Annotated in this window: 18 protein-coding genes, 1 tRNA gene and 1 other RNA gene; 7 read left to right on the top strand and 13 right to left on the bottom strand. The window is 49.1% G+C overall.

The window, feature by feature from the left end:
• Positions 1-25 precede the first annotated feature (25 nt).
• Complete coding sequence (locus HGO41_RS14255; RefSeq protein WP_013575941.1) at positions 26-349, top strand: HI1450 family dsDNA-mimic protein; 324 nt, start codon at positions 26-28, stop codon at positions 347-349.
• Positions 350-484: 135 nt separating this feature from the next.
• Here HGO41_RS14255 and oppF read toward each other — a convergent pair whose 3' ends face one another.
• The 7 genes from oppF to HGO41_RS14220 all read right to left on the bottom strand — a co-directional run bounded on the left by oppF (position 485) and on the right by HGO41_RS14220 (position 8047).
• Positions 485-1489 carry a murein tripeptide/oligopeptide ABC transporter ATP binding protein OppF gene (oppF, locus tag HGO41_RS14250; protein ID WP_015690069.1) on the bottom strand — a complete coding sequence of 335 codons (1005 nt, stop codon included), beginning with the start codon at positions 1487-1489 and terminating at the stop codon, positions 485-487.
• 29 nt (positions 1490-1518) lie between these two features.
• On the bottom strand, positions 1519-2544 hold the full coding sequence (locus tag HGO41_RS14245) for an ABC transporter ATP-binding protein (RefSeq protein ID WP_153376529.1): 1026 nt from the start codon (positions 2542-2544) through the stop codon (positions 1519-1521).
• Positions 2545-2555: 11 nt separating this feature from the next.
• Positions 2556-3464 (bottom strand): oligopeptide ABC transporter permease OppC, encoded by a 909-nt coding sequence (gene oppC, locus HGO41_RS14240; protein ID WP_013575944.1) that lies wholly within the window; start codon positions 3462-3464, stop codon positions 2556-2558.
• Positions 3465-3479: 15 nt separating this feature from the next.
• A complete protein-coding gene (gene oppB, locus HGO41_RS14235; RefSeq protein ID WP_013575945.1) occupies positions 3480-4400 on the bottom strand; it encodes an oligopeptide ABC transporter permease OppB in 921 nt (306 codons plus the stop codon).
• A gap of 187 nt (positions 4401-4587) precedes the next feature.
• Entirely contained in the window at positions 4588-6228 is a 1641-nt protein-coding gene (gene oppA / locus HGO41_RS14230; protein WP_013575946.1) for an oligopeptide ABC transporter substrate-binding protein OppA, read from the bottom strand.
• Between the two features lie 376 nt (positions 6229-6604).
• Entirely contained in the window at positions 6605-6808 is a 204-nt protein-coding gene (locus tag HGO41_RS14225) for a hypothetical protein (RefSeq protein ID WP_134707123.1), read from the bottom strand.
• Between the two features lie 594 nt (positions 6809-7402).
• Positions 7403-8047, bottom strand: coding sequence for a YchE family NAAT transporter (locus HGO41_RS14220; RefSeq protein ID WP_250981154.1), 645 nt, complete (start codon positions 8045-8047; stop codon positions 7403-7405).
• Between the two features lie 535 nt (positions 8048-8582).
• Between HGO41_RS14220 and adhE the strand changes: the two genes are divergently transcribed.
• Positions 8583-11252: a bifunctional acetaldehyde-CoA/alcohol dehydrogenase gene (adhE, locus tag HGO41_RS14215; protein WP_013575948.1), complete on the top strand. Its 2670-nt coding sequence runs from the start codon at positions 8583-8585 to the stop codon at positions 11250-11252.
• A 112-nt stretch (positions 11253-11364) separates the two neighbouring features.
• Here the strand turns inward: adhE and HGO41_RS14210 are convergent, their stop codons facing one another.
• On the bottom strand, positions 11365-11973 hold the full coding sequence (locus tag HGO41_RS14210) for a thymidine kinase (protein ID WP_013575949.1): 609 nt from the start codon (positions 11971-11973) through the stop codon (positions 11365-11367).
• 623 nt (positions 11974-12596) lie between these two features.
• Here HGO41_RS14210 and hns point away from each other — a divergent pair.
• Positions 12597-13004, top strand: coding sequence for a histone-like nucleoid-structuring protein H-NS (hns, locus tag HGO41_RS14205; protein WP_013575950.1), 408 nt, complete (start codon positions 12597-12599; stop codon positions 13002-13004).
• A 201-nt stretch (positions 13005-13205) separates the two neighbouring features.
• Here hns and HGO41_RS14200 read toward each other — a convergent pair whose 3' ends face one another.
• The 4 genes from HGO41_RS14200 to rssA form a co-directional block, all read right to left on the bottom strand.
• The gene (locus HGO41_RS14200; RefSeq protein ID WP_013575951.1) at positions 13206-14213 is read right to left on the bottom strand and encodes an NAD-dependent epimerase; all 1008 of its coding nucleotides are present in this window, start codon (positions 14211-14213) and stop codon (positions 13206-13208) included.
• A gap of 9 nt (positions 14214-14222) precedes the next feature.
• Positions 14223-15566, bottom strand: coding sequence for a UDP-glucose dehydrogenase family protein (locus HGO41_RS14195; RefSeq protein ID WP_013575952.1), 1344 nt, complete (start codon positions 15564-15566; stop codon positions 14223-14225).
• Between the two features lie 215 nt (positions 15567-15781).
• Positions 15782-16795, bottom strand: coding sequence for a two-component system response regulator RssB (gene rssB / locus HGO41_RS14190; protein ID WP_013575953.1), 1014 nt, complete (start codon positions 16793-16795; stop codon positions 15782-15784).
• Positions 16796-16891: 96 nt separating this feature from the next.
• Positions 16892-17803, bottom strand: coding sequence for a patatin-like phospholipase RssA (gene rssA / locus HGO41_RS14185; RefSeq protein WP_013575954.1), 912 nt, complete (start codon positions 17801-17803; stop codon positions 16892-16894).
• A 148-nt stretch (positions 17804-17951) separates the two neighbouring features.
• Here rssA and HGO41_RS14180 point away from each other — a divergent pair, with 148 nt between their 5' ends.
• From HGO41_RS14180 to HGO41_RS14165, 4 genes are all read left to right on the top strand, one after another.
• Entirely contained in the window at positions 17952-18416 is a 465-nt protein-coding gene (locus tag HGO41_RS14180) for a YchJ family protein (RefSeq protein ID WP_013575955.1), read from the top strand.
• Positions 18417-18459: 43 nt separating this feature from the next.
• Positions 18460-19308: a formyltetrahydrofolate deformylase gene (gene purU, locus HGO41_RS14175; protein WP_013575956.1), complete on the top strand. Its 849-nt coding sequence runs from the start codon at positions 18460-18462 to the stop codon at positions 19306-19308.
• Positions 19309-19521: 213 nt separating this feature from the next.
• A tRNA-Tyr gene (locus HGO41_RS14170) sits at positions 19522-19606 on the top strand.
• Positions 19607-19649: 43 nt separating this feature from the next.
• Positions 19650-19779: non-coding RNA, RtT sRNA (locus HGO41_RS14165), on the top strand.
• A gap of 56 nt (positions 19780-19835) precedes the next feature.
• Here HGO41_RS14165 and HGO41_RS14160 read toward each other — a convergent pair.
• A complete protein-coding gene (locus tag HGO41_RS14160; protein ID WP_250981153.1) occupies positions 19836-21668 on the bottom strand; it encodes an ABC transporter ATP-binding protein in 1833 nt (610 codons plus the stop codon).
• Between the last annotated feature and the right edge of the window lies 1 nt (position 21669).

Below are 21669 nucleotides of genomic sequence, written 5' to 3'. Positions count from 1 at the left end.
ACACTCATCTGTAAACGAGAATGATATGGACCTGAATAATCGCCTGACCGAAGACGAAACGCTTGAACAAGCCTACGACATCTTTCTGGAACTGGCCGGAGATAACCTTGATCCGGCAGACATCCTGATCTTCAATCTGCAATTTGAAGAACGTGGCGGCGCTGAATTATATGACCCGGCTGAAGACTGGGTTGAGCACGTGGATTTCGACTTAAATCCGGACTTCTTTGCTGAAGTGGTGATTGGCCTGGCTGACGCTGAAGACCAGCCTATCAATGATATTTTCGCCCGTGTTCTGCTGTGTCGCGAGAAAGATCACAAGCTGTGCCATATCCTCTGGAAAGAATAATCTTCTCCGTCGTCCTTCAGACTGGCTCTGTGTTGGCTGCTTTCATGCAACTCGAATGATTTAGGGGGGCGGTTAACAGAAAAGAAAAACCTGCCATTGGCAGGTTTTTTTATGCTTTCCGTCTGAGAATATTTATCAGAGCGGATCGACTTTCAGACAGGATACCGCGTGGCGGAAGCTGCCTTCCAGCAACGGACGGGTTATCGCACATTCTGGTCCGGCGATCGGGCAGCGGGTACGGAACACGCAACCTGACGGCGGATTAATTGGCGAAGGTAACTCCCCTTCCAGCAACTGAATGACTTTGTTGCGCTCTTTGTCCGGATCAGGAACCGGCACCGCAGACATCAGGGCACGGGTATACGGATGCTGAGGATTGTTGTACACCTCATCATAAGTCCCCAGCTCGACGGCATGACCAAGATACATCACCAGAACACGGTCAGAGATGTGCTTTACCACCGCCAGATCGTGCGCGATGAAAATCAGCGACAAGCCCATTTCACGCTGCAACTGCTGAAGCAGGTTAACCACCTGCGCCTGGATGGACACATCCAGTGCAGAGACTGGCTCATCACAGATAATCAGTTTCGGTTCCAGGATGAGTGCGCGCGCGATGCCAATACGCTGACACTGACCACCGGAGAATTCGTGCGGGTAACGGTTAATCAGGTTAGGCAGCAGCCCGACCTTTAACATCATTGCCTTCACTTTTTCCTTCACCTCAAGACGAGGCATCTTCGGATTATAGGTTTTCAGCGGCTCGGCAATGATTTCACCAATGGTCATACGCGGGTTCAGGGACGCCAGCGGATCCTGGAAAATCATCTGGATATCACTGCGCGTGTGGCGCCACTCGCTGTCCGACATATTCAGCAGATCTTTGCCCAGCCATGCGACACGACCGTCAGTGGCTTTCACCAACCCGATCAGCGCACGGGCAAAGGTCGATTTACCACAACCAGATTCCCCCACTACGCCCAGCGTTTCCCCTTCATAAAGACGCAGGGTCACGCCGTCGACGGCTTTCAGGGTTTTCGAGGGCTGCCAGAACCATTGTTTACCGTCTTTGATGTCGAAATGGACTTTAAGATCAGCCACTTCGAGCAGAACTTTTTTCTCTGGCGCGTGGGTGTTCATTGCCGCACTGTTCATGATTGTGTTGTCTGTCATACCAGCTCCTCCAGCGGCTTAAAGCATGCACGCAAACGGCCATCCCCGAAACGCTCCAGCGGCGGTGCCGAGGAGCAGATATCCATCGCATGCGGACAGCGCGGCTGGAACGGACAACCTTTTGGCAGGCGCAGCAAGTTTGGCGGGTTGCCCGGAATAGTCATCATCGCGCCACCTTCGGCATCAAGACGAGGAACCGCATTGAGCAGGCCGATGGAATAAGGATGACAAGGTTCATAAAACACATCGCGTGCACGGCCATATTCCATGGTTCGCCCGGCGTACATCACCAGCACTTTGTCGCAGATACCGGCCACCACGCCAAGGTCATGCGTAATCATAATGATTGCTGTGTTGAACTCTGATTTCAGTTCATTCAGTAATGTCATGATTTGCGCCTGAACGGTCACGTCCAGCGCCGTGGTCGGCTCATCGGCAATCAGCAATTTAGGGCGGCACAGCAACGCCATTGCAATCATCACACGCTGGCGCATACCACCGGAGAATTCATGTGGGAACATTTTCATACGCTTGCGGGCTTCCGGCATTTTCACCGCGTCCAGCATGCGTACGGATTCTTCAAACGCTTCGCGCTTACTCATTTTTTTATGCAGGATCAGGACTTCCATCAACTGTTCACCCACGCGCATGTACGGGTTGAGAGAGGTCATCGGATCCTGGAAGATCATCGAAATCTGTTCTGCGCGCAGCTTATTGAGCTGTTGTTGTGGCAGATTGAGGATTTCGCGGCCATTAAATTTCGCCGAACCGCCGATGCGGCCATTACTGGCCAGTAATCCCATCAGAGCAAAGGCGGTTTGTGATTTGCCAGAACCGGATTCGCCCACAATGCCCAGCGTTTCGCCAGCACGCAGATCGAAATTCAGATCGTTCACTGCGGTAACGTCACCGTCCGGAGTCTCGAACGTGACGCGCAAATCCTGAACATCAAGTAAGATTGGCGGAACTTTGCCGTCAACCGCGGCGGGGGCTGCAAATGTGGAATGTTCAATGGTGCTCATGATTGCACTCCTTAACGATCTTTCGGGTCGAGGGCATCACGCAAGCCATCGCCGATAAAATTGAAACAAAACAGAGTTACAACCAGGAAGCCTGCCGGGAACAGCAGTAACCAAGGTGAAACTTCCATCGAGTTGGCGCCATCGCTTAACAACGCGCCCCAACTGCTCAGTGGTTCCTGTGTACCCAATCCCAGGAAGCTCAGGAAGGATTCAAACAAAATCATGCTCGGCACCAGCAGCGATGCGTAGACCACGACAACGCCCAGCACATTGGGAACAATGTGACGCAGGACAATATTGCGCGTGCTCACACCACTCACCAGCGCCGCTTCGATGAATTCTTTACGCTTGAGGCTGAGAGTCTGTCCACGCACGATACGCGCCATGTCCAGCCAGGACACCATCCCGATCGCCACGAATATCAGCAGGATGTTTTGCCCGAAGAAGGTCACCAGCAGAATAACGAAGAACATGAACGGGAAGGAGTTGAGAATTTCCAGCAGACGCATCATTGCGGAGTCAATTTTACCGCCAAGATAACCGGACAACGACCCGTAAAGCGTACCGAGAATAACGGCCACTAACGCTGCCGCTACACCGACCATCAGGGAAATACGTCCGCCGATCGCCACACGTACCAGCAAATCACGGCCTGAAGAGTCAGTGCCGAAATAGTGGTGAGAAGCAAAATCAGGCGCCGCTGACATCATATTCCAGTCGGTATCATCGTAGGAAAACTGGGATAACATCGGCGCAAACGCCACGAATAGCGCGATAAATGCCAGCACGATCAGGCTGGTGACCGCGGCACGGTTGTGCATAAAACGACGTCGTGCATCCTGCCACAGACTGCGGCCTTCAACTTCGAGTTTTTCGCTGAAGTTTTCTACGACGTCGCTATTTTTCTTACTTAACATCATTGACGTACTCCGGCATTAATAACGGATTTTCGGGTCGATGACGGCATAAAGCACGTCGACGATCGCATTGAATAATATGGTCAATGCGCCCACTAAAATGGTCAGGCTCAAGACCAGTGAGTAGTCACGGTTTAATGCACCGTTAACAAACAGCTGGCCAATGCCCGGCAATCCGAAAATGCTCTCGATGACCATCGAACCGGTGATAATCCCAACGAAGGCCGGTCCCATGTATGACAATACCGGCAGCAGTGCAGGTTTAAGCGCGTGGCGCAAAATGATGCGACGCAGCGGCAACCCTTTGGCGCGAGCTGTACGGATGAAGTTGGAATGCAGAATTTCGATCATTGAACCGCGGGTGATACGCGCAATACTGGCGATATAAGCCAGTGACAGTGCCACCATCGGCAGGATCATATATTTGGCACCACCGCCATTCCAGCCGCCGCCAGGCAACCATTTAAGCGTGATGGCAAATATCAGCACCAGTAACGGCGCAACCACGAAACTGGGTATGACCACCCCCGTCATCGCAACGCCCATCACCGTGTAATCCCATTTCGTGTTCTGGTTGAGTGCTGCGATAACGCCCGCACTGACTCCAAACACAATCGCCATGATAAATGCCGCCAGACCCAGTTTCGCTGAAACCGGGAAAGAAGCCGCAACCAGATCATTAACGGTGTAGTCCTTATATTTGAACGACGGGCCAAAATCGCCTTTCGCCAGTTGTTCTAAATAATGGAAATATTGCTTATACATTGGGTCATTGAGGTGATATTTCGCCTCAATGTTCGCCATCACTTCTGGCGGAAGATTACGCTCACCCGTAAAAGGGCTGCCAGGTGCAAGACGCATCATAAAAAACGAAATGGTGATCAGAATGAATAGCGTCGGAATCGCTTCCAGACAGCGGCGTAAAATAAACTTTAACATTGCCCGTACCTGTTTCTAAGCCTGTCACTACAGCTTGATAGTTTTGGCTTGGTCACGACGACTATCGGGTGATAGCCGCCGTGGTGGCTCTTTGCTTCAGCACCGAAAACCGGCACTAAAAACATTACCTTCATCAATAAAGAAGGAGCAAGGCAGCTCGGGGATGCCTTGCTCTGACACTGATTAATTAGTGTTTGATGATGTATAAGTCTTTAACGTAGACGTTGTCCTGTGGATCTTTACCGGTGTAACCACCAACGTATGGTTTCACCAGACGCGCGTTCACGTAGTAATAGACAGGCACAATCGCAGAATCTTTATCGAGCTGGGTTTCAGCTTTCTGATACAGCGCTGCGCGTTCTTCGTCAGTTTTCGCGGTCAGCGTGTCCGCGATGTCTTTATCAAACGCAGGGCTCTTATAGTGAGCCGTGTTGTTGCTGCTGTCAGAGAGCATGGTGTTCAGGAAGGAAGAAGGTTCGTTGTAATCGGAGCACCAGCCAGCACGGGCGATATCGAAGTTGCCCTGATGACGGCTGTCCAGGAAGGTTTTCCACTCCTGGTTAACGAGTTTCACGTCAACACCCAGGTTTTTCTTCCAGATAGCGGCAGCGGCGATAGCCAGTTTTTTGTGCAGATCAGACGTGTTGTACAGCAGGTCGAAAGTCAGTGGTTTAGCTGGGGTATAACCCGCTTCAGCCAGCAGTTTTTTAGCCTGCTCGTTACGCTGTTCCTGAGTCTCTTTAAACCAGGCCGGAGGCGTCAGTTTTGCACCATCAGTGTAAGGAGGGGTATAGCCATAAGCTGGCAAATCGCCCTGCGCTTTTACTTTGTTCACGATGATGTCGCGATCCAGGCCCAGTTTCAGCGCTTCACGAACACGCGAATCAGTGAATGGTGCTTTCTGGTTATTGATTTCGTAGTAATAAGTGCACAGGTACGGGTCAACGTGGACTTCGGTCGGGATTTCTTTTTTCAGTTTCTGGAACAGTTCGATCGGCATGTTGTTATAGGTCATGTCGATTTCGCCGCTACGGTAGCGGTTAACGTCAGTCACTTCAGAGGAGATTGGCAGGTAAGTGACCTGATTAATAACGGTTTTCGCGTTATCCCAGTAAGTCGGGCTACGCTCCAGAACAATACGTTCGTTAACGGTCCAGGTTTTCAGTTTGTATGCACCGTTGCTCACGTAGTTTTCTGGCTGAGTCCATTTGTCGCCAAATTTCTCAACAACACTTTTGTTTACCGGCTTCATCGCGGTGTGAGACAGCATTTTGACGAAATAGGGAACAGGTTCGGTCAGAGTGACTTGCAGGGTATGGTCGTCAAGCGCTTTCACACCCAGAGTATCAGGGCTTTTCTTACCGCTGATGATGTCGTCAATGTTTTCGATATGACCGTATTGCAGATAGCTTTCATACGGAGACGCAGTTTTCGGATCCGCCAGACGCTGCCAGCTATAGACAAAATCTTCGGCTGTTACAGGGTCGCCGTTAGACCATTTAGCCTCCGGGCGCAGGTGGAAGGTCCAGACTTTAAAATCTTTGTTTTCCCAACTGGTGGCTACACCAGGAATGACGCTGCCGTCTTTGCTATCGGTATTTACCAGGCCTTCCAGCAAATCACGGATAACGTTAGATTCCGGCACGCCTTCGACTTTATGCGGGTCGAGAGACTGAACTTCAGAACCGTTGTTGCGCACCAGCTCTTGTTTGGCGGCCAGAGTCACGCCTGCTGGCACGTTGGCTGCGAATGCATTATTGATTGAAACAGATCCTACTGCAGCCAGAATGCAGGCAGCGAGCAGATTTTTTTTTGTGATGTTGGTCATTTTTATTCAACTCCAGTTTTTATTATGAACTTGCACGCCCGGGTGCAAGATAAACCCTTGCTGGGTCAATGGGTTTCAAAAGCAGGAACGAATTGCTCAAGAAAGGCCCCCATGTAGTTACCACCCGCAGATGGCTGTCCCCTATTACTGCATGTATTACTCAATAACGTTGGAAACGTCAGGCTGTTGTTCGCCATGTTGTTTCCGGGATCGTTAAGGATGATCCCACCCCATTTGATTTACCCCGTGCACAACAAAACAAGGTTCTGCGTCACACCAGGTAATCACATACTGTTATTCCTGACCTTAACAATATTATTTTCTTATTCGCCTCACGGCGATAGAAAGCCCTTCGCAGTTAAGCGCCTGAATTCAATTAATGAGAAGAAGAGATGAAGGTTTGTTTTGCAGAACCGGCAGACTCAACAAAAGACTGTGTAATGTCGCCAGCACAATGCCCGGCTTTCTTTTCGCAGAAAGCGGCTGAGGATAATTTTGTGGTACGCATTGCGACACGATACTCTCCAAAAACAAATAAAATGGCTTCAATCTTTCTGTCTCTAGCAAGATTCGTTCTCACTCAGAGCATCCCGCTTAACAAAATTCCATTTTTGAAGGCGATTTGAAAATTATCAGAAGCCTGATACAGGCGCCAATAAATTTTGCAAATTTGTTACGCAATTCTCTTTTACTGGTTACAAGCCCGATGAGCCATCCACAAGGAAACATTTGGAAACCTTGCTTAACTCATTGTTTATTGGCATTTTTACGATAATTTTTAGCGCAAAATTAACGTCACTGATTGCATAAGAACTCGCCTGACACAATCCGTTAACATTAAGATGTTTTCAAGGATAAACACCTGTTAACTGCGGTGTTAACACTAATAACATCTCGATACAGCATGCACAAGCCTTACAGAATGATGTGGATAAATTAGCGTCAAAACGGGCAGTAAAGATGCGTATTTAGCTAAAAATTCGCTAAGTTTATTAGAAGAAATGAAGACTTGGTTCGAAAAGAAGAATGAGACGTGGCTTTACGCCACATTTAGGTGCAAACGCGCTTAATTAAGTCATTAGCTGCACTATATTAATGCATCGCATTATAAGGAAAGGTAATAATTATCACGAAAACCCACCCGTGTTTCCGTGATAATTCAGTGACCAGCAGGTTAGAGCAGGCCAGGGAAAATAGCTTTAATCCCTGTCACAATAAATTCGATACCCAGAGACATCAGCAAAAGCCCCATGATACGCGTAATCACGTTAATCCCGGTTTGCCCCAGTAATCGCACCAGCAATGGTGCCGCTCTGAACAGTAACCAGCAACAAAATGCAAAGAAGATAATCGCAAGTGTCAGTCCCAGCAGATTCGGCCAACTGTGATAGCGTGAACTCCATACAATCGTTGAACTGATTGCGCCCGGTCCGGCCATCAGAGGTAGCGCAAGCGGAACCACCCCGACATTTTCACGTATCGCTGTTTCTGATTTTTCCTGCTTGTTCTGTTTGTCCTCGCCCAGTTTCCCGCTGATCATAGACATCGCAATAGTCACCACCAGGATCCCACCCGCAATTCGGAATGAATCAATCGATATACCAAACAGATGTAAAATGGAATCGCCCAGGAAAAGTGCCGTCGACAATATAATGGCAACCGACAGGTTTGCCGTCATATTGGTTTTATTACGCCCCGCTGCCGCCTGATAGCTTGTCATGCTGATGAAGACTGGCAAGATCCCCACAGGGTTGACCAGCGCAAACAGACCGACGAAAAACTTGATATACCCTGAAAAATCTAATAAAGATTGGCTCACGCAGAACTCCGCATAACTATGCCAGTAGATGAAGGTTTTGATGGGCGCTAATGTACTGGAATCCCCGTAAAGGCGCCACGTCGTTTCATAGTTTTTATCACCAGATTTCCGAACAAAGGCAGTGAATACAACTTTTGTTAAAAAACAGCTTTTTTATTGATAACTTTAGATACAAAACTGTATTATCCAAGGGAGAATTTGATAACCATTCTCAATATCAAGTTGCTGAAAGGTGTCAGCATCAGTATTTAGTGATCCAGATCAAATTGACGCTGCCTACAAATAGGTAATCTCAGTACATAGTCACTCAGCGTTACATGAAAGATAAAACGTCCAGTGATGAAGGTGATTTATTTAACGTCATCTGCTTTACCCGGTGCTTCACAACTGAAAGCTCTTTGAGCAAATAAAGAGACAAAGACAACACATTGAGAATCTTAGATTTAATTAGTTTCTCACGGTGACTGATAGCAGGTCTATACTAGTCTTTGGCGGATTATTTACTAAAAGAGTTTAACTTTATCAGGAGAGCATTATGGCTGTAACAAATGTCGCTGAACTAAACGCACTCGTTGCTCGGGTCAAGAAGGCACAGCGCGAATATGCCAACTTCAGTCAAGAACAAGTCGATAAGATTTTCGCTGCCGCCGCCCTGGCTGCTGCCGATTCTCGAATTCTGCTGGCAAAACTGGCTGTTGAAGAATCCGGAATGGGTATTGTTGAAGACAAAGTGATCAAAAACCACTTCGCTTCTGAATACATTTACAATGCTTACAAAGATGAAAAAACTTGTGGCATCCTGGGCCAGGATGACACCTTCGGTACCATCACTATCGCTGAGCCAATTGGTCTGATTTGCGGTATTGTCCCGACTACCAACCCAACTTCTACTGCAATTTTCAAGGCGCTTATCAGCCTGAAAACCCGTAACGGTATTATCTTCTCTCCACATCCACGTGCCAAGAATGCAACGAACAAGGCTGCGGATATCGTTCTGCAAGCGGCCATCGCTGCCGGCGCGCCAAAAGATATCATTGGCTGGATTGATGAACCAAGCGTAGAGCTTTCCAACCAACTGATGCACCACCCGGATCTGAACCTGATTCTGGCAACAGGTGGTCCGGGCATGGTTAAAGCAGCTTATAGCTCCGGTAAACCAGCAATCGGCGTGGGTGCAGGTAATACACCAGTCGTTGTTGATGAAACCGCAGATATCAAACGTGTTGTTGCTTCCGTCCTGATGTCTAAAACCTTCGATAACGGTGTCATCTGTGCCTCTGAGCAGTCCATCATCGTGGTTGATTCAGCTTATAATGCAGTCCGTGAACGTTTCGCTTCTCACGGCGGCTACATGCTGCAGGGTAAAGAACTCAAAGCCGTTTCAGATATCATTCTGAAAAATGGCGGCCTCAACGCCGCTATCGTAGGTCAGCCAGCAGTGAAAATTGCTGAAATGGCTGGCATTAAAGTGCCTGCGAATACTAAAGTGCTCATCGGTGAAGTCACCATTGTTGACGAATCTGAACCGTTTGCGCATGAAAAACTGTCCCCTACCCTCGCTATGTACCGCGCTAAGAATTTCGAAGACGCCGTCGCTAAAGCAGAGAAACTGGTAGAAATGGGCGGTATCGGCCATACCTCTTGCCTGTATACAGACCAGGACAACCAACCAGAACGTGTGAATTATTTTGGCAACAAAATGAAAACCGCACGTATTCTGATCAACACCCCGGCTTCACAGGGTGGTATCGGTGACCTGTACAACTTCAAACTTGCTCCGTCTCTGACGCTGGGTTGCGGTTCCTGGGGTGGTAACTCCATCTCTGAAAACGTCGGTCCTAAACACTTGATCAACAAGAAAACTGTAGCGAAGCGAGCAGAAAACATGTTGTGGCATAAACTTCCTAAATCTATCTACTTCCGTCGTGGCTCACTGCCAATCGCACTGGAAGAAGTGGCGACTGATGGAGCAAAACGCGCCTTCATCGTAACTGACCGCTTCCTGTTCAATAACGGCTATGCCGATCAGATCACCAGCGTTCTGAAAGGTCATGGTATTGAAACTGAAGTATTCTTCGAAGTTGAAGCTGACCCGACGCTGAGCATTGTTCGTAAAGGTGCTGAGCAGATGAACTCCTTCAAACCAGACGTTATCATCGCGCTGGGTGGTGGTTCACCAATGGATGCTGCGAAGATTATGTGGGTTCTGTATGAACACCCGAATACTCAGTTCGAAGATTTGGCGCTGCGTTTTATGGATATCCGTAAACGTATCTACAAATTCCCGAAAATGGGCGTAAAAGCGAAAATGATCGCCGTCACGACCACTTCCGGTACTGGTTCAGAAGTTACACCATTTGCCGTTGTTACTGACGATGCGACTGGCCAGAAATACCCACTGGCTGACTATGCTCTGACACCTGACATGGCTATCGTTGACGCCAATCTTGTCATGAACATGCCGAAATCACTGTGTGCCTTCGGTGGTCTGGATGCCGTCACTCACGCACTGGAAGCTTATGTTTCTGTACTGGCGAACGAATACTCCGACGGTCAGGCTCTGCAGGCACTGAAACTGCTGAAAGAAAACCTGCCAGCCAGCTACAAAGATGGCGCTAAAAACCCGGTTGCCCGTGAACGTGTTCACAATGCGGCGACTATCGCGGGTATCGCGTTTGCTAACGCCTTCCTTGGGGTTTGTCACTCAATGGCCCACAAACTGGGTTCAGAGTTCCACATTCCGCACGGTCTGGCTAACGCCATGCTGATTTCAAACGTTATCCGTTATAACGCCAACGATAACCCAACGAAACAGACGGCTTTCAGTCAGTATGACCGTCCGCAAGCGCGTCGTCGTTACGCAGAAATTGCAGACCATTTAGGTCTGGGCGCTCCTGGTGACCGTACTGCACAGAAAATCCAGAAACTGCTGACCTGGTTGGATGAAATCAAAGCTGAACTGGGTATCCCAACCTCTATTCGTGAAGCTGGCGTTCAGGAAGCTGACTTCCTGGCTAAAGTAGATAAACTGTCTGAAGATGCGTTTGATGACCAGTGTACCGGTGCTAACCCACGTTACCCGCTGATCGCCGAATTGAAACAGATTCTGATGGATACTTACTACGGCCGTGAATACAGTGAAGACGTAGCAGAAGAAGTTGCTGCTCCTGCGCCAAAAGCTGAAAAGAAAACCAGCAAAAAATAATCTGCTGAGATACTGATAGTAAAAAACCCGCTGAAAGGCGGGTTTTTTTATGGTCCGAATTCGCGATTTATCATTCAACTCTGGCTCATCGAACTTAGTCAGCGCTCATGACTTAGAGAGTCTTACTTTCATCCCTGCCATCAAACGCAGCCATCGCTTCTTTGTAATGCTTACGGCAGACCGAAACATAACTTTCATCACCGCCAATAACGACCTGTGCGCCATCATGTAAGGCGTTACCGTTCTCATCCAGTCTCAGGTTGCGGTTGGCTTTGCGACCACAATGGCAGATGGTTTTAAGCTCAACCAGTTTATCCGCCCAGGCCAGCAGATATTCACTGCCCTCAAAAAGTTCTCCACGAAAATCCGTTCTCAGACCATAGCAAAGTACAGGCACATCCAGATCGTCCACAACGTCCGTCAGCTGCGATACCTGAGCTTTGGTGAGAAACTGGCACTCATCAATCAGAACGCAACTCAAACGCTGTGTGCGGTTCTCCTGAGCCACCAGATTGAAGAGTTCTGTCTCTGTGTTGTAAAGCTCTGCAGGAGACGACAAGCCGATTCGCGAACTGACTTTACCCTGACCATACCGGTTATCGAGTTCTGCTGTTAACACCAGCGTGCGCATACCACGTTCTTGATAATTATATGAAGATTGCAGCAACGAGGTGGACTTACCGGCATTCATCGCCGAGTAATAGAAATAAAGCTGAGCCATAAAGAAGTGATCCCATAAAGTAATGGATGGCATAAATTTTCGGCATGTATTGTATCACATGCCTGGCAGACTATAACAACCGGAGAGTGGCACTGATATCTGACACGGGCGGGCATTCATTCCCGGTAAAGAAATCACAGAGGCTTACAATAAAAATTATACGACATGAGATAATTATGGCCTGCTGACACGGCAGAATACCCGCAATGAAAGCGCAGTTTATATGTCTGCATTGCAGAGTAAGAGTTTGTCTATACATTAAAAAAGACAATTGAAATGCTACCGGCAAAGAATCATTTTTCTGATCTTGTGCTTCATCTCTCAAGCCTTTCCATATCCTTACATTACATGACTTCACGGATCCTTTAATTTTGTGAACTCTCGCTGACTTAAAAAAACACTTACACAAAGCATCAACAATCCTCAACAGAGGATTGAAATTAGGGTTATCATCCCCAGATTAATAGCGCTAAGCGACCTGGCTATATTTCTCTGCGGATAAACATTATTTGCTTTAAATGCGTAAATTAAGGTCAAGCAAACAAATTCGCTATTGCAGAATACAGAAGAGCATTCTATTATTAGCCAAACGCCCCCCACCAATATAATTTGAGACTAGTATAATGAGCGAAGCATTAAAGATTCTGAACAACATCCGTACTCTGCGTGCGCAAGCAAGAGAATGCACTCTGGAAACTCTGGAAGAGATGCTGGAAAAATTAGAAGTTGTTGTGAACGAGCGTCGCGAAGAAGATTCTCAGGCAGCTGCTGAGATTGAAGAGCGCACCCGTAAACTGCAACAATACCGCGAAATGCTGATTGCGGACGGTATTGATCCTAATGAATTGCTGCAGACAATGGCTGCGACTAAAGCGACTGGTAAAGCAAAACGTGCAGCACGCCCGGCTAAATACAAATACGTTGATGAGAACGGCGAAAACAAAACCTGGACTGGCCAGGGTCGTACTCCAGCTGTAATCAAGAAAGCAATCGAAGAGCAAGGTAAATCACTGGACGATTTCCTGCTGTAATTGCCCTGATTAACGTTACTGTTAATGCTAAAAAGCCCATCACTCTGATGGGCTTTTTGTTTTTATTACGCTGTAACAGGCGAACCGCAAATACAAAACTGATAAAACAGATTGATACAACCTGTTCAATAAACATCTATAAGATTTAACTGATTCCATAAAAAAAGGCTGCGTCAGCAGCCTTTAGCAAGAAATACAAAATCAAACCTGATAAAAGTCGCGATACCAGTCCACAAAGCGCTGTACGCCTTGCTCTACAGGTGTCTCAGGCTTGAAGTCAATCGCCTTAGCCAGCGGTGATGTGTCTGCGCTGGTCTCGTGTACATCGCCTGGCTGCATTGGCAGCATATTCTTACCCGCAACCATTCCCAACGCCTTCTCCAGCGCACTGATATACGTCATCAGTTTCACGGGGTTGCTGTTGCCAATATTATAAACACTATAAGGTGCAGAACTGCTGGCAGGAGAGCCACCTTCTACAGTCCAGTCCGGATCAGATTGTGGAATAACATCCTGTAAACGAACAATGGCTTCGGCGATATCATCGATATAAGTAAAATCACGACGCATTTCGCCATGGTTATAAACATCGATATTCTGCCCGGCAAGTATTGCTTTGGTGAACTTAAACAATGCCATGTCCGGGCGTCCCCACGGGCCATATACGGTGAAGAAACGTAATCCGGTCGTAGGGATCTTATAAAGATGTGAATAAGTGTGAGCCATTAATTCATTAGCCTTTTTCGTTGCGGCATACAGCGAAACAGGATGATCCACAGAATCATCCGTTGAAAAAGGCTGTTTTTTGTTCAGGCCATAAACTGAACTGGAAGAGGCATAAAGCAAATGTCCGACTTTATTATGACGACAACCTTCCAGAACATTAACAAATCCTATGAGGTTGGCATCCGCATAAGCCAGAGGATTTTCGATTGAATATCGGACACCCGCCTGCGCGGCTAAATGGATAACCCGTTCAAAACGCTGTTCCGCAAACAATGCGGCCATACCCTCACGATCAGCTAAATCCAGCTTAATAAATTCAAAGCCGACTTTATTTTCCAGCTGAGCAAGGCGGGCAAGTTTCAGATTGACGTCATAGTAGTCATTCAGATTATCAATGCCGATAACGGAATGACCCGCAGCCAACAAACGTTGTGACACATAGAACCCAATAAAGCCCGCTGCGCCAGTGACCAGATATTTCATGAAAACTCCTTACAGAACCGGATTGATTGATGCGCCACGACCTATGCCGTAGTAAGTAAATCCGCGTTTCTCCAAACGTTCAGGATCGAATAAATTACGACCATCAAAGATAACCGGCTCTTTTAATGCTTTTTTGATCACATCAAAATCAGGGGCACGGAAATTCTGCCACTCCGTACAAATAATCAACGCATCAGCATTGTGCAATGCCGCTTCTTTGGTGCCCATCAATTCCAGATCATCACGGTGACCATAGATCCGCTGCGTTTCATTCATCGCTTCAGGATCATAGGCTTTGATTTTCGCGCCTGCAGCCCAGAGTTGTTCCATTAATACGCGACTCGATGCTTCACGCATATCATCGGTATTAGGCTTAAATGACAGCCCCCACAGTGCAAAGGTTTTCCCTTTCAGGTCATCGCCAAAATGGCGCTGAATGAAAGCAGGCAATTTATATTTTTGCTGGTAATTGACCTGTTCTACCGCCTGCAACAATTTAGGCTGATAGCCAATATGCTCAGCAGTACGGATCAACGCCTGGACGTCTTTAGGGAAACACGAACCGCCGTAGCCGCAGCCAGGGTAGATAAAGTGGTAGCCAATGCGTGAATCAGAACCGATACCCTGGCGGACTTTCTCGATATCCGCACCGAGCATTTCTGCCAGATTAGACATTTCATTCATGAAACTGATTTTGGTCGCCAGCATACAGTTAGCGGCATATTTGGTCAGCTCTGCACTGCGGATATCCATCAGGATCATACGATCGTGATTACGATTGAAAGGTTCGTAAAGTTCACGGATCGGATCAATAGCATCCGGGTTATCAGTACCGATGACAATACGTTCAGGTCGCATACAGTCTGCGACTGCTGCACCTTCTTTGAGGAATTCAGGGTTTGATACCACATCAAAGTTGATATCTGCACCACGTTCTTTGAGTTTCTCGGTCATTACTGCACGGACCTTGTCCGCAGTACCGACCGGAACGGTGGATTTATCAATGACCACTTTGGGTTCGGTCATGTACTCAGCAATCGTACGCGCCACGGCAGTCACATATTTCAGATCAGCGGAACCGTCTTCATCCGGTGGAGTACCCACCGCGATAAATTGTACCGTTGCATGCGCTACACCGTCAGCCGCATTGGTACTGAAAAGCAAGCGCCCTGCTTCATAGTTGCTCTGAACCAGCGGCGTCAGGCCCGGTTCAAAAATTGGGATCTGCCCGTTTTTCAGGTTTTCTACTTTCTTTGCATCTACATCGATACACAAAACTTCATGCCCAACTTCAGCAAGAACCGCCGCCTGAACAAGTCCGACGTAACCGATACCAAAAACTGTTACTTTCATCAGCGAATTCCTATTTGTTATTTTAAACAATGTAAAATAGACAGCCAAATTTACCGGAACGGATTATACCAGTTTCAGCCGCAAGTGCGCCTGCAAAGGCATATTTTGCATTGAGATACATCTTAGAAGATTGAAATAAAGTGGGAAGACAAAAAAACGTGTGGGAAAAATGCTCAGGATTATTAATAAATTATTATCAATAGTAATAAATTTGCTCAATCAACAGACAGCATTAATCTCAGACGACCACCCGAACCCCAGACCTGACATTGCCAGGCATCACATTTCTGACTGATTTGATTGGAGTATGTTGCGCCAGTGGTGCCGAGCGGCACACCATTGCTGAGCTGAATCATATTGGTGCCGGTATTCACGTTGGCATGTAATCCCGCAGAAACCAGAATGAGATTCTTATACCCGGCATGATAATAACCAAGCAGCAACGGGAATTGTCCTTCGAGATTTGCCTGCTTGAATAAATGGTTGACCTGTTTAAGCAGCGTCGACATTTGTGGCAACCGCTGATGCTGATTACTTAAGTGCTCACGTAATAAGCTGTTAAAAATAGCACGCAACAATAACGCCGCCAGTACGCCATTTTCGTTGGCACGGGTCACGTCCAGACAATAGAAACCGAGATCTTTGGAGGAAAGCGCGGCGATATCCAGCACCAGTCCCGGACTTTCCGCTGATGTCAGTTGCCGGTAGTTGATGCGGCAATGCGCCAGCCTCTGCTGAACCGGTGGCTGTAATTCCTGCAACAAACGCTGTGCTTCATTAGGGTTGCGGCACAGCGCTTCCCAGTCCTGAACCAGCGAGCTTTCCTCCATCGCCTGTGATGAAAAAAGCTTCGGGTATAAAGACGAAAGCAGCGCTTCGCGTAACCGGTTGAGATCGCTGATCGGTTTGAGAAGAACATCTTCCACGCCGAGTCGCAGCATTGATGCAACGTCGGTCATTTTATCCGTGGCGGAGATCACCAGAACAGGGATTTTATTTCCCTGTAATCGCAGGTTTTCGACGAACTCCATACCGCCCATCTCAGGCATCGCCAAATCGCAGAGAATCAGGTCAGGCGGGTAATCTTCGACCAGAGACAAAGCCTCAAGGCCATTTTCGGCTTCCGTAAATGTCGCACCGAGGGAACTTACATAGCCAGCAAGTATGGATCGGAAGACGGCTTCGTCTTCAACGATGAGAATATGCTTGCTTGTAAGTGGCTTGTCCATCAGGGTCCCCCAGAATTTCTTATTCTAATAGTGGCTCATAAAGCCTGTTTTTGCTTGGCAGAATTGTCAGATTAGGCCAAACACATTTTAAGCCATTCAGAACTGTCTATTTTTAATCAGGGGTAGCAATTGCTCTCTCTGTTTTTCAACGGCAAGACGGCCTGCCTCGATCGCTTCTTCTGCCCGATGGAAGTCCAGCGTCGAAATTTGCGGGCAATAAGGCTGGATCAACACATCCGGCGGGTCGCCTGCCATGCGATTACGTTTGAGGCGGTTTTCCAGCACCTGAATGGACGTTGACATAATTTCCATCGCCGAGGGGCTGACGTTGGGTTTTCTGGCATTTGGACGGGTTAAACGCTGACGTATTCTGTCACGCCAGCTCACTTCTTTCTCAGTATCCAGTGCTTCGCCGGTCGGTTGTACCGTCAGCAAATCCTGCTGCATCAGATGCGCGTCGTGCTGGAGATCAACGGCGATAACGATATCAGCGCCAAGTGCGCGAGTCAGCGAAATGGGCACCGGATTCACCACCGCCCCATCAACCAGCCAGTAACCGTTGTGCCAGACCGGTGCCAGCAGGCCGGGCATACTGCACGAGGCGCGGATAGCCTCATGCAAGTCCCCTTTTGTCAGCCACAATTCGCGACCGGTACTCAGATTGGTGGCGACTGCGCCAAACTTCTTCGAGCACTTTTCAAACTCATCAATGCGGATCAACTGCCCCACGGCATTGAACACACGCTCTCCACGCAGCAATCCTCCGCGCTTCCACGAAAAGTCCATCAGTCGCAGCACATCCCAGTAACTGAACGAGCGAACCCAGCTTTCTATTGCAGGCAATCTGTTACTGGCGTAGGCCGCGCCGACCAGTGCGCCAACTGAACAACCGGCGACGACATCAACGTCGATATCCATTTCCTTCAGGGCATTAATCACGCCAATGTGTGCCCACCCTTTCGCGGCTCCCGAGCCAAGGGCAAGACCAATGGTGACTTTTCTGCTCATCTGATGACCTTATATTGCGCATAGCATTAGAATCAACGGGCAAGCGCGTTGTCACCCGGCGAGTTTGTTAGGTAACATATCGGTTTGGTGCATTCAATAGCGCAACCTGCGTTGTTAAATTTATAAGCCCTGCAATTCAGGAGTTTCCGTGTCAGAACTTTGCCCATGCTGCAGCAACCTTTCTTTCGAAGAGTGCTGCCAGCCATACATCGCTGAGTGTAAGGTGGCGCCGACACCGTCTGCGCTGATGCGCTCGCGCTACACCGCCTACGTCCTGAAAAATGCGAGTTATCTGATCGCCACCTGGCATCCGGATTGTCAACCCGGGCGCTGGCGTGAAAGTTTACAGGAAGGCTTTACCAGTACGCACTGGCAAGGTTTACAGGTGATCGCTCAGTCAGAGGGACGCAATGCTGATGAAGGTTTCGTTGAGTTTGCTGCACGATTTACCGAAACCGGCGACGAACATATTCATCTGATCCATGAGCGTTCGCGATTTCTTCGTTTGAACGAACGCTGGTACTATATCGACGGAATTAAACCGCAGACAGGACGCAATGACGCCTGCCCGTGCGGATCGGGTAAAAAATATAAGAAGTGCTGCGGTAAATAATTCAACCGTACTATTTTAAGTCTTGGACAGGATCCACAACCTCATGCCGCAACAGAACGTACAAACCAAGGTACTACGCACCATTTGCCCTGACGCAAAAGGTCTGATCGCCAAAATTACCAATATTTGCTACAAGCACGAACTTAATATCGTGCAAAACAACGAATTCGTCGATCACCGCACCGGACGCTTCTTTATGCGTACCGAGCTGGAAGGGATTTTCAACGACACCACGCTGCTGGCCGATCTTGACAGCGCGCTGCCTGCGGGTTCCGTGCGCGAACTCAACAGCACCGGACGCCGCCGCATTGTTATCCTGGTCACCAAAGAAGCCCATTGTCTGGGCGATCTGCTGATGAAAGCGGCTTACGGCGGTCTGGATGTCGAAATCGCTGCGGTGATCGGTAATCACGACACTCTGCAAACGCTGGTCGAGCGTTTTGATATTCCGTTCCATCTGGTCAGTCATGACGGCCTGACCCGCGAACAGCACGACAGCGCAATGATTGCGCAAATCGACCAGTATCAGCCTGATTATGTGGTGCTGGCTAAATACATGCGCGTGCTGACGCCGGGCTTTGTGCAGCATTATCCGCATCAGGTGATCAACATTCACCACTCATTCCTGCCGGCATTTATTGGCGCCCGCCCGTATCATCAGGCGTATGAGCGCGGCGTGAAACTGATTGGTGCTACCGCGCACTACGTGAATGACAACCTGGATGAAGGCCCGATCATCATGCAGGACGTGATTAACGTCGATCATACTTATACGGCGGAAGATATGATGCGCGCCGGTCGCGACGTTGAGAAAAACGTGCTCAGCCGTGCCTTATATCGCGTGCTGGCGCAGCGTGTCTTTGTTTACGGCAACCGCACTGTCATTCTGTAATCCGCCTTCTGACGGTGCTTTTCGCTCAGAGAAGCACCGTTAAGCGCAAAAAATCCGCAAACGAACTTTATTATCGCTTTCAGCGCTTTACACCTTCGAATCATTTGGTATTATGCGCCCCGTTCGCAGCTAACCGCTGCAGCGACAAAAATCATCCATGTAGCACATGATGGTTTTGGCCAAGAAGTATGTAGTAAATGCCACAAAAGTTGTGGTGGGGTTCCCGAGCGGCCAAAGGGAGCAGACTGTAAATCTGCCGTCATCGACTTCGAAGGTTCGAATCCTTCCCCCACCACCATCTTCTATGTGCAACCGCACCTTCCAAAAATTCCCAAACTAAAATAAAACTCAGAGCGGGAAGGGTGAAGAATCTTCGACACGAAGGTTCGAGCCGAGCGAAGCGAGACAGCGTTGCGCAGCAACGACCCGCAGGGCGAGGCCAGTGGCCGAGTAATCCTTCCCCCACCACCATCTTCCCGAGTTGTCCACTCAGTCCCTTCTGTACAAAGTCCCTTTACAGTTAACTATCAAACCTGAACAAAATGCCCTGCTGAGACTTCCTGATATTGCCTTTGCGGCGGAATATAGCCGTTATCGCGCACCGGGCTTTTCAGCTCATCGACCTGCATTTGCCGCTTAAGCATTCTGCGCGACGGATCCGGCACCGGCACTGACGCCATCAGTTTTCGCGTATAGGCATGCTGAGGATTATCGAATATCGCCGCACGCGGGCCAATCTCCACAATCTCCCCGAGATACATCACCGCCACGCGATGACTCACCCGCTCGACCACCGCCATATCATGCGAAATAAACAGGTACGACAGATTCATGCTCTCCTGCAAATCGAACAGTAAATTCACCACCTGCGCTTTCACCGACACATCCAGCGCGGAGACTGATTCATCCGCGACAATCACTTTCGGATCGAGCGTCAGCGCGCGCGCAATACAAATCCGCTGGCGCTGACCACCGGAAAACTCGTGCGGAAAGCGGCGCAGCATGTCCGGCGACAGTCCGACTTTTTGCAGTAACGACGCGGCTTTCTCTTTTGCATCGCTGCGGTTATGCAGTTTATGTTGCAGCATCGGTTCAATCAGCGCGTCACCAATACGCATACGCGGATTCAGGCTGGCAAACGGATCCTGGAATATCATCTGAATCCGCTGCCGCATCTGTAAAATATCGCGCTTGCCCAGATTCATCACATCAAAACCGTCGAAATCAATCGCGCCGCTGTGTGGTTTCAGCAGCCGTGTTACCGCGCGGCCGGTAGTGGATTTTCCGCAACCGGATTCCCCCACCAGCGACAGCGTTTCACCCTGGAATAAATCAAAGCTGATGTTTTCTACCGCATGTACCGCACCGACCTGACGGCTGAAGATGCCGCCATACACCGGGAAACGTGCGCTGAGATTTTTCACCGAGAGCAATGGCGTCAGCCCCGAAGCGACCGTTCCTGCCACTTCCCCCGGCACGCTTGCCTCACCGGTTTGCAGATTGATTTGCGGAAAACGCAACGGCCAGTCACGCCCCTGCATCGACCCGAGTTTCGGCACGGCGGCCAGCAAAGCACGGGTATAAGGATGTTGCGGGCGATGGAAAATATCCTCCGTCACCCCGCTTTCCACCGCTTCACCACGATACATCACCAGCGTGCGGTCAGCGATTTCCGCCACCACGCCCATATCGTGCGTGATAAACAACACCGCCATCCCTTCTTCTTCCTGCAACGTCTTGATCAAATCCAGAATCTGTCCCTGAATGGTCACATCCAGCGCGGTCGTGGGTTCGTCGGCAATCAATAATTTCGGTTTCAGCGCCAGCGCCATGGCGATCATCACGCGCTGGCGCATGCCGCCGGAAAACTGATGGGGATATTCATCAAACCTTTTGGTTGCATTGGGAATACGGACTTTTTCCAGCAACCGCAGAGTTTCTGCCCGCGCTTCGGAAGATGACATGCCCCGGTGCCGTTTGAGACTTTCGGCGATTTGCCTGCCGATACTGAATGTAGGATTGAGCGACGTCATTGGCTCCTGGAAAATCATCGCCATGTCATTGCCGCGAATATCACGCATCTGCTTATCCGAAAGCGCCAGCAAACTGCGCTGATTCAGCCAGACTTCACCCTCAATCCGGCTGCTTTGTGCTTTCAGCAAGCGCATCACCGACAACGACGTCACGCTTTTTCCCGAACCGGATTCGCCGACGATCGCCAGCGTTTCGCCGGGATAGACATCAAACGACAAATCGCGTACCACCGGCAGCCAGTCGTCTTCGCCGCGAAACGAGGTAGTGAGATGTTTCACGCTCAGCACGGGCTGACGGTTTTCCGGTTGTCCGGTGGTCGGGGTCATT

Origin of the sequence: Rahnella sp. CG8 (assembly GCF_023701875.1) — a bacterium.
GTDB lineage: Bacteria > Pseudomonadota > Gammaproteobacteria > Enterobacterales > Enterobacteriaceae > Rahnella > Rahnella aceris.
The sequence above is the reverse complement of the archived record's forward strand: the minus strand, read 5'-3'. Positions and strand labels throughout refer to the sequence as shown.